This is a genomic window from Maribacter chungangensis, from assembly GCF_042676845.1.
Lineage (GTDB): Bacteria > Bacteroidota > Bacteroidia > Flavobacteriales > Flavobacteriaceae > Maribacter > Maribacter chungangensis.
Map to the genome: position 1 here is coordinate 176,521 of NZ_JBHTHY010000012.1, position 13,263 is coordinate 189,783.

A 13,263-nucleotide genomic window follows, 5' to 3' on the forward strand; every position below is an offset into this window, starting at 1 on the left:
GAACTATACTTCTTTGGGAGACTTCATAAAAATCCATTTCACCATTAATTTCTCGGTACCACCTTCACGCACCACCGCAAATTTTGGCGCTAATAGCGTAGCAAATATAGCGGCACCGATAGCCAAGTACAGTCGAGACCAATCTACCAGCTCACCTATCACGTATCTTGCAATCAAGAACAAGACTGCAAAACCTAAAAAATTAAAAAGCAGCGCTTTGTGCTGTAACTTCATGATTCCGACCCTTTATTGTTATATTTTGCTTTTTTACTACCCTCATACATTACATATTGTACCAGCCTCGATTCCAAATGGCTGTTATAGACCTTGATTTTTCTAGAAGGTCTAAGGCCAACAAATTTTAGGGCTTGTAAGTTAGAAGTTATAAACCATGCATTGGTTCCTGGGTATGACTGTTTCAGCGTATCCCCGATATCGGAATAAAATTCTTCAACATCAAAGTCGGAATCAACATCGGACCTATCCAAACGTTCTCCGTACGGTGGATTAAAACATATATGCAAGGTACCTTCATTCTGTTTTTCAGTCTTGAAGAAATTTTGGCGTTTCACCGATATATAGTCCTCCAAGTTGGCATTTTCAATATTCTCCTGTGCCTTTCTTATAGCTGAGGGAGCCTTATCAAAGCCTATAATCGTGTGATGAAATTCCCTAGTTTTCTTTAAACTGGAGTCCACTATTTTCTCATACAGTTCGGCATCAAAATCTGGCCATTTTTCAAATGCAAAACTCTTTCTATTGATGTTTGCCGGTATATTACAGGCAATCATAGCGGCCTCGGTAAGCATGGTACCACTCCCGCACATAGGATCTAAAAAATCGCACTGACCATCCCAACCGCTTAACAATAACAGGCCAGATGCCAGTACCTCGTTGATAGGCGCAATGTTTGTAGAAATCCTATAACCACGATGGTGCAACGAACTGCCGGAGCTATCCAGGGAAACATTACATGTATTGTTATGTATATGCATGTTAATTCGTAAATCCGGATCTTTTACATCTACATTGGGCCGTTTACCATCGGTATCCCTAAACTTATCAACTATGGCATCCTTTGTCTTTTGGGATACGTACAATGAGTGTGTAAACTGTTCCGAGTTTACCGTAGAATCGATGGCAAAAGTCTCCTCGACAGACAAATACTCGGACCAATCCATACCATAGATTTTTCGATACAGGTCTTTTTCGTCCCTTACCTGAAACGAATTTATAGGTTTAATAATCTTAATTGCGGTTCTCACACACAAGTTAGCTTTGTACATAAAACCGGTGTCGCCTTCAAAAGCAACGTTCCTAGTTCCGGTAATTACATTACTTGCACCTAAGTTTCGCAGTTCTTTGGCAAGTATTTCTTCAAAACCAAAAAGTGTTTTGGCTATCATTTTAAAATTATTCCCCATACCCTCTTTTTAACTTACGGCAAAAATACGCTAATTTTGATGCAGAAGTCGTTAGATGACCACTTCGGTTCAAAAAGACTAACCAACACATACATGAACTACATCCTCCCTATTCTTGGGGTACTTTTAAGTTTTGCATTTGTCTACATCACCAAACCTAAAAAAAAGGAACATTTTAAGTTGCTCCTTGCCTTTAGCGGGGCCTTTTTGTTGGCACTTACCATTTTTGAATTACTACCACAGGTTTACCAAGAATCTTCCGGTAAAACTATGGGCGTATATATCATGGGCGGAATTTTATTGCAGATATTTCTAGAATTTTTCTCAAAAGGTGCGGAGCATGGCCATGTGCACCTATCGGATGATAATACGAAATTCCCGTGGCTACTATTCATAAGTCTTTCTCTTCATTCGCTATTGGAAGGCCTTCCCATACACAGCAACCATACCATTGTATACGGGATTCTTGTTCACAAAATACCTATAGCAATAATTCTGAGTATCTTTTTATTGGGTTCCAAGCTAAAACCTGTATATGCGGCGCTCTTTATTCTCCTCTTTTCACTGATGACACCTTTGGGTACCTTCCTAGCTGCGCACGTACAAACTATTTCGGAATATAGTATGCCATTGAACGCACTGGTCATTGGCGTCTTTCTTCATATTTCTACGGTTATTCTTTTTGAAAGTTCGGAAGGACATAAATTTAACCTCAGAAAATTAGTGGTCATTATTTTAGGAATCGTAATTGCTTATTTTTTGTAAATGTTCAGCAAAGAGGAATCAAGAAAATTACGTGAGGAATTCTGGATTGCCTTTGGAAAATCATATCCTAGAAAATGGCTCTTGTACAAGACCGGCATTAAGGGGATCAACTTAAAATTCCATTTTGATTTAAAGAAGGCGATAGTCTCTTTAGATGTAGAAGGCGATTTGGAACAACGTATAGAAAATTGGGAAAAAATAATTTCATTGAAATCAATGCTATTGAACGAGTATGTACCCGAAGCTATTTTTAAGGATGAATATTTCTTGGGAAATGGTAAAGAAATATCACGAGTTTACCTTGTAAAACTAGATGTTTCTATACACAATAAAAATACCTGGCAGGAAACCATGATTTTCTTTAATGAAACAATGTCTAAATTAGAAAGCTTTTTTATGGAATATGAGGATATCTTAAAATAAAGCACTGTAGAGTGAAAACCCATAGGTTTTAATGAAGCATTGTAATTGCAACTGGTTATTATATTCATATTTTATTCAGTTATTTACCTCGAATTACAGCATAACCTATTGATCATTAACCCAATGACTAAAATGGCGAAAATGTATATAGGGAGTAAAAAAAGGTTCACCATTCCATTTACAAGCAAACAAACTTAATCCTAATTACAGATCCATAGATGCCCTAATGCCCATTTCTAATCCTGTTAATTGTGCAAGCCCTATTGCCCTGCCGATCAAAGAATATCCTGAGTAAAACTTATCTTTTCGTTTTTTATCATCCAGCAATACGTGGCCATGATCTGGCCGCATGGGTATAGCAACAACTGCAGTACCGCTGTGATGCCTTTTACGCTGTTCGTTTACAAGTGCGGTCATCACTTTATCCATGGGTACGGAGCCTTTTAAATGATCCGCTTCGTAGAAACTGCCATCTGCCTCCCTTACTACATTTCTCAAATGGATAAAGTGGATTTTATCCCCAAAATCGTTAACGATCTTTAGCAAATCATTATCCGCCGATGCGCCCAACGATCCCGAGCAAAACGTAAGTCCGTTACTAGGTGATGGGCAACAGTCCAACAAAAACTTAAGTTCCTCATATTTGGAAACGATCCTTGGCACACCAAAAACCGAGAATGGAGGGTCATCTGGATGGATGGCCATCCGAATCCCTATTTTTTCCGCTACGGGAATGACAGCTTTTAAAAAATAGGCCAGGTTTTCCTGCAACAGGGCTTTGCCGATTCCCAAAACCGTCGCATGATTTCTTCTAAATTCCTCCAAAGCAATCAACTCCGTAGACCCTGGCATTCCCGCCAAAATAGACGTTTCTAGTTTTTTCCTTTCCGTATCCGATAACGCATCAAAAAAACGGCTAGCATCTTGGTGCACTTTATCCGTATAGGAAGCCCTTGCGCTTTTACGTTTCAAAATAAAAAGGTCGAATGCTGCGGCCGCAACCGGACTGTAGCGAAGCGCAGAAGCTCCATTAGAAAGTTTACAATCTAAATCGGTTCGGGTCCAATCTATCAATTGCATAAAATTATAGCAAACCGTGTACACCCCGTTTTGGGCCAGATTTTTTAAGGTCTGGATATAATTGTCGATATACTCATCCCTTTCGGGCAGCCCATACTTTATAGCGGTGTGAATGTTCACGCTCTCAACGACCGACCATTCCAGTCCGTAAGATTCAATTTCTGATTTTAGCGATGCAATTGTTTCTGTTGGCCAAACTTTACCTAAGGGAACTTCCTGGCAAGCAGCAACGATACCCGTTGCACCAATTTGTTTGATTTCATTTAGGTGCACACCAAAAGACGGACCGAACCAGCGAAAAGTTTTCTTAAGAAATTCCATGGTCTATACCCCTGAAAATGAATTGAATCCACCATCAACATCAAATATGCTTCCGGTAACAAAACTACTGGCGTCGCTTAATAGATAATGTACGGTTCCATTTAGTTCTGTTGTGTCTCCAAACCGGCCCATAGGTGTATTTTTAATTATACTATTTCCCCTGTCCGTAAGAGAACCATCTTCATTTGTCAATAATCTGCGGTTTTGGTTCCCGATAAAAAAACCTGGGGCTACGGCATTTACCCTAATTTTATCGCCATGTTTTGAGGCTAGTTCTTGGGCCATCCACTTGGTAAAAATATCAATACCAGCTTTTGCCATAGAGTACCCCAGTACCCTAGAAATACTTTGCTTTGCAGCCATTGAAGATATGTTGATGATAGAACCATACCCTTGTTTTACCATTAATTCGCTAAAAACTACAGTTGGCAGTACGGTTCCGAACAAATTAATATCTACCACTGTACGTGTGTGGTCCATAGAAATATCGTGTATGGTTTCATTTGGTTTTAAGGTAGCGCCCGGAAGATTTCCACCAGCTAAATTTACCAAACCATCTATACTATTAAACTGCTTTTCTATAGTATCTTTTATCTCATACAAGGCTTCCTCGTTCAGCACATCAACGATGTAAAAATGAGCACTATTTTCTACAATTGCGTTTAAGTCCGTTTGTTTGGCCTGTAATTTTTCAAGAGTTCTGCCCAACAAAACTACGGTGGCACCATTTTTCACCAAGTAGTCAGCTATGGAACCTCCAAGGGCACCCGTGCCACCAGAAAGAATATATGTTCTGTTTTTAAGAGAAAGTAATCTATTCATTTAACGTATTACTTTTGTTTGCCAACGCCATTTCATAAGCGGCTATGGTTATATAATATTTGGTAATCATATTGGGAACTTCCCATACTGGAAGTTTACCTGATACCAAATAGGTTAGATAATTCTCGGTTACTTGGGTAAAATGTGCCTCATGACCTATCTTGAATTCATCTGGAATCGTAACCCGCCACCTACCATCGGAGATTTTATCTACTGTAGTTCCTGGAAAGTTATTGGCAACCTCATTTTTAACGACCAAGTTTAGGACATTTTCAAAGTCCGAACCCAAATCCGACTCTATATAAAGTATAGGTTTGAAATTCTCTTCGTTACCCTGTTTGATAAGGAGATCGCATTTGGTACCTCGCATAACACTGTAATGCGTATCTCCCGTACCTTCTGGTGCCTTGTAGTTCCAGGCTACCGAAACACTAGCGTGCTTGCCTTTTATCTTATAGCTCATCTCACCATTGGAGAACGTGTGCAGCTTTCCGTCTACCACATCCTTTTGCAAATAATCCGGAAAAGAAACATGTTTGGTAACCTTGGTAAATTCCTCCAAGCTAAGTACCGTTGGCCAACGTTTTGCGTTAAGCATTTGTATATCGGTAGTGTCGATTATTTGACCGGGAAAAGCTCCCCATTGTACCATGTCGACCAAATGTGTCGTAACATCAACAATCCCATCTCCCTCTTCGTTCACGTCAAAAAACCAGGCCGGTCTCACTAAAGGGGAACCAGAGACATATTTGAAGAAATGATGCACGCTTTCCTTGCTGATCGCTGGTTCTTCCAATGTACCATCTACAAGCTCGCCAAAAACAGATGGTAACGAAGCGAACAATTTTTGCATCATCGTGGTAGACTCAAAACGTTCGGTCATGATATCATAAATCAGTACACCGTTCTTTTCGGCTATTTCGAATGCCAGTTTCAACTTTTCAAACCCTTGTCTATTGATGACCAAAGGTTTATCGGCATATACGTTTAAGCCGGCCTCAACGGCCGCCAAAATATAATCAATCTTTTTAGAGTTCTTACCCGCAACCACCATGACGTTTCCAGGTTTATCGGTAATCATATCGCCCAGAAAATCATCCGAGAAATTCTTTTCAATATTCCATTGGGTCGGGGATTCCACCCGTGAATTATACGACTCGATTTTATTTAGAAAGTCGAGTGCCTCGGAACCCTTGGGCGCATAAAGATAAATGGTGGAATCTACCTGGGGATACATGGTCTTATGTACCAAGGCGGCATGAAAATGTCCTGGGTCCAAAGTCATCAATTTTACCGTCTCCTTGGTCTTTTCCATTGCATCTGGTTTTTTCTCCTGTTTTTCACCGCAAGACAGACAGAGCGATATCATTAAAAAATTACAGATATATTTCATTTACCAATCGGTGTTTGGGTATTCTAAGATCATTTTTTACTTCATAGGATTCCCCCTTTTGAGGGCTAGGGCGCAGCGACATAATCCGTTCCATAAGGTTTGCGTTGTTCCCTGCTAAGCATGGCATTTGCCTCATCGTCGCCCACGAACATTTCGGTAGTGTTGTCCCATTCCAGTTTTCTATCTACCTGCATGGCAATATCACTTATCAAACATGTAACACATGCTTTATGCCCCTTTTCTATGGGTGAAATAGGTTGCTTACGCGTCTTGATACAATCCAACCAGTTACCATGCTGATCATTGATTTTTTCCAAGTGGATCTCATTTGCCCCAATTGCCGATTCTAATAGTTTAGGATCGGAGGCATTTAAAGCCTGGGCACTCTTTTCTTTATCCACAGGGTCCGAGGCAGAAGCCTGATAACTACCACGTGAAACAAATATCCAGCCATCTTCCCCAATATATTTGATACCGTTGGTATAACCACCACTGGTATACACGGTTATATCGTTTTCATATTCGTGCTTTACAAAAAAGTCTCCATGTACGTTCCAAAGTCCCGATTTTGGAAATTCTGCCAAAGCCTCTACCGAAATAGGCCCAGTGAGTTCCGTGTTCATTCCCCATGCTGCTGAATCGTAATGGTGCTGGCCCCATCCGGTAATCATTCCCGCGCCATAATTGCGTTGGCGCAACCAGCCCGGTCTGCTGTAGTCGTTCTGTGGATGCACACCGATCTCGGTATAAGCTAATTCGGGTGTTGAACCCAACCACATATCAAAATTCAAATTGGAGGGAATGGGCATTTCGGGCGCCATTGGACCCGCTGGATCTCCAGGAAGGCCGATTTTAACGGTATGTACCTTGCCTATGCGGCCGTTTCTGACCAACTCTGCAGCTACCCTAAACTGCGGCATGGCCCTTTGTTGCGTCCCTACCTGTAAAATCACCTTGTTATCTTGGACCGCTTTTCGCAATTGCTGACCCTCCCTTACCGTAAGCGAGGTCGGTTTTTGCAGATAAATATCCTTACCCGCCATAGCCGCTTCCATGGCCGGTTGCGCATGCCAATGATCTGGGGTACTGATCATGACGGCATCAATATCCTTATCCATCAACATCTCGCGATAATTCTCGTAGACCTTGGTACTGCCATACTTTTTTTTACCTTTATTTTCTTGATAAAAAGAATCTACAAAGATTTTAGCGTCTGCCGCCCGTTTTGAATCTACATCGCAAACCGATATGATATTGGCCTCGTTAAAACGAATGGTATCGTACATATCGTGACTACGCGCGATACGCCCGCACCCAATTTGACCGATATTAATTTTATTACTTGGTGCATTTTTACCCAGGACATGGGCAGGAACTATTGTTGGGAACCCAACAAGGGCTGCCGTTCCTAAGGCTGTTCTGTTGATGAATTTTCTTCGTTGCATATCGGAGATTTTTTATTGTTTCTTTTAATTTGAAACGAGTTCAACTTTAAGGGGAACGGCAAAGGCTTGCCAATACGCCTCGGCTTCTTCGGCGGTCAACATCCCGTCAAAAACCACCATGCGGTAATTTAAGGAATATTCTTTGTTCGGCGCAATTTTCCAAGCTTCGTTCCGAATGGGGCAAAATTGAAAAAACTGATCCCCTCGTCCATTGTTTGCATCAATAGGCCAAACGCGAATGGGTTCCGGATGCATTCTATTTTTTGGATGACTCATAAACAAGATGCCGCTAACACCCTTACCATTGGATGACGGACCACTTACGATACACCAACGGGCATTGGTGCCATCAGCGGTTAACCTATCGTTTCCTTCAGAAGTCAAAACAGATGAGTTATCCGCCTTCCAACGTTCGGTAAAGCGCAGCCCTATTCCACCTCCGTACCGATAGGCCTCGAACAACATTCCGTTTTCCAAAGGCGATTTGAATCGTGAAGTATAATCGAACATGTAACGATCGGGGCGGTCCAAATCCCAAAGCCTTACTTCTATATCCTCGTTCAGTGCAACTTGCGGCGCATCCGATGTTATTAAATCTAAATGTTCTTGGAAAGCCGTAAACGAGGAGAATACACTACCGGATTCCACCTCCTTGAATTCCTTGAAAAGTACGGTACCCATACCCTGTCCCAAATTCCAAAAATCGACACGTGTGGTATCGATACGCGTATGCGTCCAAGGTCCCCACAGACCGTAATGATGGTAATGGTCCGGAGGTTGGATTCTGGTCAAGGTATCACCTTTTGGGGTTAAAATAGGATGAATAAAGCCCGATTTTCCGTATACAGAATCTACACCTTTGGGCGGGTAGGTCATTTGGTAGCGGTAGTTGATCAATGGGTTCCCCTTACTACTTAAAACAAGATTTCCGTCCTTTTTTGAAGCTTTTAATCCTAATGATATGCTCCTCGTTTCTTCGGTGGTATGCACCAAATACTCCGTTCCATTACTTGGTTGATGCATAAATCTCACGATTCCGGTTCTTTTATCCAATTGAAAAGCTACAGTGTTTTCATTATTGGTAAGTTTGAATCCTTTAAGAAAAACATCACTTATTTTAAACTGAACGGGCACACTCACGATACTACTGTCTTTCAACACTACCAAGACTTTGTCTCTAACAGTGGAACCTGTATTGCATGACATGAATACGAGAAACAGCGAAATCGTAGATAACTTTAGTACAAACAACTTGTTCAAAACAAAAAACATTTAGCTATGAAAATAATTCTTAATTTACGAATCATTTAGTTATCCTACTTTTTTCTTGTGATTTAAGTGGATTTTCCTGTTTACAAATCGATCGATCTTATTTAAATGAAAAAAATAATCAGTATTTGCATTTTACTTCTCTTCCAACTAGTTGAAGCACAAAACTATGATAGGTTTGAAACAGATCAAAAATGGCTTGCTAGAATAGAACAGTTGGCACCCTCCCAAACTACCATCAAAGATGTCGGAAAAAAGAATATTCTAGTCTTTTCCAAGGCTACAGGTTTTGATCATTGGGTTATTCCCCACAATGCCGAAATGCTCAAAATATTAGGTAAAAAAACCAATGCCTTTGAAGTACATGTAAAATATGATATTGAACAATTTGAAAAAAAGAACCTAAAAAAGTACCACGCCGTGGTTTTTAATAATTGCAACCCCAGCGGGCCGGACCGAGATCTTTTTGCCGATCTCTTACGACAGAACACGTCCCTCTCGAACACAGAAATTAAGGCATTAGCACCCAAGTATGAAACTAATATGCTAAACTATGTAAAAGAAGGTGGTGGGCTCATGATTTTGCATGGAGGTATCACCGTACAGAATAATTCCAAGGCCTTTAGCCAAATGACAGGCGGTAGTTTTGACTATCATCCAAAACAACAAACGATACACGTGCAAGAAGTTGATAAAACACATCCCTTGGTGAAGGCATTCAAAGGGAAAGGTCTAACCCATTTCGATGAACCTTATTTTTTTAAGAATGCTTATTTTGAATATCATTTCAGACCTTTATTGTTTATGGAAGTAGACAAGTTGGAAGGATTAAAAAAAGAGACCGACGAAAAAGTGGTATACGTTTCTTGGATAAAAAGATTTGGTAAAGGAAGGGTATTTTATAGCTCACCTTCACACAATGCCCAAAGCATTGAGGAACCCGGGCTGTTACAGTATTTTCTTGATGGATTACAATATGTTGTGGGCGATTTAAAATGTGATGACTCACCTATGGCCAAACCATAATGAATAAAATTATGATGGTTACCAAGGTGAGATAAAGTACACCGTGCTATTATTACGAACTATCGAAAAAAACAAAGATTAAATCCTAGCTAATCCCTATCCCAGACACAATAGATTATTTCCTTTTTACAGTTTTTTGTTTTGTGATACAACAGAGTATCTTACTTTTAAAACCCAGTAAGCCAACTAAAATCGACACGATAAACAAATGGAGCGTATGTTATTAGCGTTGTACTACATAAAGAATTAAGGTTTAAAATCTAATATAGCTCCAACAGCTCCTGTTCCGTGAATTCTCCTCCACTTTTTGATTTCACCTTTCGTAACTCCTCTATTTTTTTAATTGATATTCCCTTCGGGTTGTCCGAGAAAGCATTGGTAACATAAGAAATAATACCTGCAATATCCTTATCTGTCAAGGTTTCGTCTCCTATTAAACCAGGCATAGCTTGGTTGAATTCGTATCGCTCTCCATTTACGGTTACGGGACCATTTAATCCATGTAATAAAATCAAGGCTAGTCGTTCTGCCGATTCTGAAATATATTCCGAGTTAATTAAAGGCGGGGCCAAACCTTCTATACCGTCACCATTAATGCCGTGGCAAGATGCGCAGATTTGTCGAAATAGCTTTGCCCCTTTAGTTCTATTATCCTCAGTCAAAGATACTCCTGTATAGATTCGGTTTTTTTTATCGCTCCTTCTACTATCCAAACTGCGCAACACCGCATCTTTAAAGAAATCATATTCAGGAATACTATCTACATCCAAATAAGCCAACAAAGCTTCTTCTTGGCCAGAAAGACCGCTTAATAGCGCTTCTTGTAGAATGAAATTACTGCTGTTATATTCTAAGAACTGACCAATTATTGGAAATAGTTGTTGCTGCCCTACTTTGGCCCAACTCCCCAAAGTACTTGCTATATAAAGATTAATAACCGTATCATTTCTACGTTGAAGTTTTAAGAAAAGCTGTAAAGCTTTTTCCAAATGTTCTTTCGACACGAATCTTTCCAACAAAACCACGGCATGAACAACTACTTCTGGATTACAATTTGTAGCTACTGCTTCCAAGAATTCAAAACTGAGTTGACCAGTACCCTCTAAAACGTAAAGTGCATGCAATTGGGCCAATGGTTTATTATCATCCTTTACAATGGATTTCAGTAAAGGAATATGCTCCGGAACTGGGTTCTGAATCAGCTTTTGTTGTGCCCTATCCCTAATCCAACCGTTGGGATGGTTTAAGGAATTTAACAGCTGTTCCTGGTTTAGTTGAGTTTTCAAAGGATGTATTTTTGCATTGGTAGCGGAAACCCTTAAAATTCTTCCGTAATTCATTAGCGTATCTATGTGCGATGCTATTGCTTTCTTTTTATAATACGGACTTGCATAGGCACGGTGTTGAATTATACCCCTATGCATGTCCACGATATACATACTTCCATCTGGGGCATTGGCTAAACTTACAGGCCTAAAACCTTCATCTAAGGACGCTAGGAACTCTTTACCCTCCCACGCTTGTTTAGCCGAGGTACTATCTCCATGGAAGCTTAAGATATTTCTTTTAATAAGGTTCGCTTCCGGAACACAAACAAATACGTTTTGGCTATAGTTAACAGGAAATGTAGCTCCTCTATATACTAATGGGCTACATGAAGCAGTTACGTTGACCAGAAGACTGTCCGCATCCAACACTCCATCAACATACCCTCTATTAACAAGGGTTGGCTGCATGGGATATACTCGTTGATCGTTCGTTAATCTTTTATGTACACCGTACTTTGGAATTAGGTTTTCATTGCGTATAAACCTATTGGGCAATACATAATCGCCTATAAGTTGTGTAGAATTATCATTGTAATATAATCTTCCAAAATTATCGTTGGAAATACCCCACTGCCCTCTGAAGGTCGTAGGTTCTTTCTTCCAAACATCATCAATGCGACGATATCTAAAATTCGACTTTGTATTATATATCCAGTTATCTACATTCATCATCAAACCATTTGGTTGATGCTCTGGATTTCCTTCCGCTGCGTACAACGAATCTACAATTACTCTATTTGTCGGTGAATCGTTTTCTATATCGACAAAATATAAATAAGGTGGCTCTGCATATAGCAAACCACCATATACGTGTGCTAAAGCGCGTGGCAGATACAAACTATCCAAGAAAACCTTAGCATGGTCCATACTACCGTCATCATCCAAATCTTGTAAAATTTTAATTTTACCCGTTAATTTTTCTTCACCCTTTCCCTCAAGATTCGACATATAACTAGGCATCTCCACTACCCAAATTCTTCCGGTATCATCGAAGGACATAGTGACCGGCGCTACCAATAATGGCTCCGCGGCAATCAAATCTAATTGAAAACCAGACTCTAATTTATAATCATCCAATGACACTTCGGTTTCTTGATAGGATAATGAACAAGCCAAATTCATTAAGCCAAAAGACACGAATAGAAAAACCCTAAAAATTGAAACTACAGAAAAGTATTTTGAAGAATCGACCATAGCAAAATATAGGATTATACAACATCTATAAAAATAAACAACCAATGACAAAGAGCACCTGCCAAAACAAACAAATGCCAAATAAAATGATTGTACGGGATCTTCCTTACCGCATAGAAAATAATTCCGACCGTGTAAAATACACCCCCTACAAATAAGAGCTGTATACCGTTGTCGGTTGTCACCAACCTAAGGCTGTCTAGGTCAAACATTATAAGCCATCCCATCAATGCATAAAGAATTAACGAAATAAACTCAAATCTTCCAGTAAAAAATAGCTTTAGAATAGCTCCTATACCGGCAATACCCCAGACTACATAAAATAAAATCCATCCAGAGGCCTGATGCAGTAAAATTAAGGTTACCGGACTATAGGTTCCAGCAATTAAAAAATAAATACTGATATGATCCAAAATGCGTAACCTTTCCTTCAATGGACTCCGAGGAACCGCATGATATAGTGTAGAGGCAGTAAACAAACCAATCATTGCACTGCCATAGAGTAGAATACCCAATACTGAAAAGTTACTCTTGTTTGTATCCACTATTAACAGTACAAACAAGCCAAATACCGACAGCAAGGCACCAATACCATGTGAAATCGCATTGTATTGTTCTTCTTTAGGAAGTTTTGACCGTTGTATCATTGAATATTTAACCTATACACTTTCTTTAACTCTGACGGTGTTAAATATACCTAATATCCTTATTTCGATCCTTGATTTTGCACCATAAAAAAAGCCCCCTTACATTGCTGTAAGGGGGCTCTCAAA

At 39.9% G+C, this 13,263-nt stretch carries 12 protein-coding genes; 3 read left to right on the top strand and 9 right to left on the bottom strand.

Features of this window, described 5'->3' with window-relative positions; genetic code table 11:
* Positions 1 to 3: 3 nt before the first annotated feature.
* Together ACFQZJ_RS14280 and ACFQZJ_RS14285 are read right to left on the bottom strand one after the other, a co-directional pair.
* Positions 4 to 234, bottom strand: coding sequence for a hypothetical protein (locus tag ACFQZJ_RS14280; RefSeq protein ID WP_379935486.1), 231 nt, complete (start codon positions 232 to 234; stop codon positions 4 to 6).
* Positions 231 to 1,424, bottom strand: coding sequence for a THUMP domain-containing class I SAM-dependent RNA methyltransferase (locus tag ACFQZJ_RS14285; protein ID WP_379935487.1), 1,194 nt, complete (start codon positions 1,422 to 1,424; stop codon positions 231 to 233). The genes ACFQZJ_RS14280 and ACFQZJ_RS14285 overlap by 4 nt, the downstream gene beginning before the upstream one ends.
* A 93-nt stretch (positions 1,425 to 1,517) precedes the next feature.
* Here ACFQZJ_RS14285 and ACFQZJ_RS14290 point away from each other — a divergent pair, with 93 nt between their 5' ends.
* Both ACFQZJ_RS14290 and ACFQZJ_RS14295 read left to right on the top strand, forming a co-directional pair.
* Positions 1,518 to 2,189 (top strand): ZIP family metal transporter, encoded by a 672-nt coding sequence (locus tag ACFQZJ_RS14290; RefSeq protein WP_379935488.1) that lies wholly within the window; start codon positions 1,518 to 1,520, stop codon positions 2,187 to 2,189.
* Positions 2,190 to 2,612 carry a DUF4268 domain-containing protein gene (locus ACFQZJ_RS14295; RefSeq protein WP_379935490.1) on the top strand — a complete coding sequence of 141 codons (423 nt, stop codon included), beginning with the start codon at positions 2,190 to 2,192 and terminating at the stop codon, positions 2,610 to 2,612.
* A gap of 204 nt (positions 2,613 to 2,816) precedes the next feature.
* Here ACFQZJ_RS14295 and uxuA read toward each other — a convergent pair whose 3' ends face one another.
* The 5 genes from uxuA to ACFQZJ_RS14320 form a co-directional block, all read right to left on the bottom strand.
* Positions 2,817 to 4,013, bottom strand: coding sequence for a mannonate dehydratase (uxuA, locus tag ACFQZJ_RS14300; RefSeq protein ID WP_379935492.1), 1,197 nt, complete (start codon positions 4,011 to 4,013; stop codon positions 2,817 to 2,819).
* Between the two features lie 3 nt (positions 4,014 to 4,016).
* Complete coding sequence (locus ACFQZJ_RS14305; RefSeq protein ID WP_379935494.1) at positions 4,017 to 4,835, bottom strand: SDR family oxidoreductase; 819 nt, start codon at positions 4,833 to 4,835, stop codon at positions 4,017 to 4,019.
* The gene (locus tag ACFQZJ_RS14310; protein ID WP_379935496.1) at positions 4,828 to 6,228 is read right to left on the bottom strand and encodes a putative oxidoreductase C-terminal domain-containing protein; all 1,401 of its coding nucleotides are present in this window, start codon (positions 6,226 to 6,228) and stop codon (positions 4,828 to 4,830) included. Before ACFQZJ_RS14310 ends, ACFQZJ_RS14305 begins: the two co-directional genes overlap by 8 nt.
* Before the next feature lie 65 nt (positions 6,229 to 6,293).
* On the bottom strand, positions 6,294 to 7,673 hold the full coding sequence (locus tag ACFQZJ_RS14315) for a Gfo/Idh/MocA family protein (RefSeq protein WP_379935498.1): 1,380 nt from the start codon (positions 7,671 to 7,673) through the stop codon (positions 6,294 to 6,296).
* Between the two features lie 24 nt (positions 7,674 to 7,697).
* A complete protein-coding gene (locus ACFQZJ_RS14320) occupies positions 7,698 to 8,933 on the bottom strand; it encodes a DUF6807 domain-containing protein (RefSeq protein ID WP_379935499.1) in 1,236 nt (411 codons plus the stop codon).
* 117 nt (positions 8,934 to 9,050) lie between these two features.
* On the opposite strand from ACFQZJ_RS14320, the gene ACFQZJ_RS14325 reads away from it, so the two are divergent.
* Positions 9,051 to 9,968, top strand: coding sequence for a ThuA domain-containing protein (locus ACFQZJ_RS14325; protein ID WP_379935501.1), 918 nt, complete (start codon positions 9,051 to 9,053; stop codon positions 9,966 to 9,968).
* 260 nt (positions 9,969 to 10,228) lie between these two features.
* Here the strand turns inward: ACFQZJ_RS14325 and ACFQZJ_RS14330 are convergent, their stop codons facing one another.
* Together ACFQZJ_RS14330 and trhA are read right to left on the bottom strand one after the other, a co-directional pair.
* Complete coding sequence (locus ACFQZJ_RS14330) at positions 10,229 to 12,418, bottom strand: DUF7133 domain-containing protein (protein WP_379935502.1); 2,190 nt, start codon at positions 12,416 to 12,418, stop codon at positions 10,229 to 10,231.
* Positions 12,419 to 12,504: 86 nt separating this feature from the next.
* A complete protein-coding gene (gene trhA / locus ACFQZJ_RS14335; RefSeq protein ID WP_379935503.1) occupies positions 12,505 to 13,137 on the bottom strand; it encodes a PAQR family membrane homeostasis protein TrhA in 633 nt (210 codons plus the stop codon).
* Between the last annotated feature and the right edge of the window lie 126 nt (positions 13,138 to 13,263).

What these genes read in the sequence shown, in the direction of transcription:
- ACFQZJ_RS14315 (WP_379935498.1), bottom strand. Translation starts at nt 7,673, where the DNA reads ATGCAACGAAGAAAATTCATCAACAGAACAGCCTTAGGAACGGCAGCC.
- ACFQZJ_RS14305 (WP_379935494.1), bottom strand. Translation starts at nt 4,835, where the DNA reads ATGAATAGATTACTTTCTCTTAAAAACAGAACATATATTCTTTCTGGT.
- ACFQZJ_RS14330 (WP_379935502.1), bottom strand. Translation starts at nt 12,418, where the DNA reads ATGAATTTGGCTTGTTCATTATCCTATCAAGAAACCGAAGTGTCATTG.
- ACFQZJ_RS14290 (WP_379935488.1), top strand. Translation starts at nt 1,518, where the DNA reads ATGAACTACATCCTCCCTATTCTTGGGGTACTTTTAAGTTTTGCATTT.
- uxuA (WP_379935492.1), bottom strand. Translation starts at nt 4,013, where the DNA reads ATGGAATTTCTTAAGAAAACTTTTCGCTGGTTCGGTCCGTCTTTTGGT.
- ACFQZJ_RS14310 (WP_379935496.1), bottom strand. Translation starts at nt 6,228, where the DNA reads ATGAAATATATCTGTAATTTTTTAATGATATCGCTCTGTCTGTCTTGC.
- ACFQZJ_RS14280 (WP_379935486.1), bottom strand. Translation starts at nt 234, where the DNA reads ATGAAGTTACAGCACAAAGCGCTGCTTTTTAATTTTTTAGGTTTTGCA.
- ACFQZJ_RS14295 (WP_379935490.1), top strand. Translation starts at nt 2,190, where the DNA reads ATGTTCAGCAAAGAGGAATCAAGAAAATTACGTGAGGAATTCTGGATT.
- ACFQZJ_RS14285 (WP_379935487.1), bottom strand. Translation starts at nt 1,424, where the DNA reads ATGGGGAATAATTTTAAAATGATAGCCAAAACACTTTTTGGTTTTGAA.
- ACFQZJ_RS14325 (WP_379935501.1), top strand. Translation starts at nt 9,051, where the DNA reads ATGAAAAAAATAATCAGTATTTGCATTTTACTTCTCTTCCAACTAGTT.
- trhA (WP_379935503.1), bottom strand. Translation starts at nt 13,137, where the DNA reads ATGATACAACGGTCAAAACTTCCTAAAGAAGAACAATACAATGCGATT.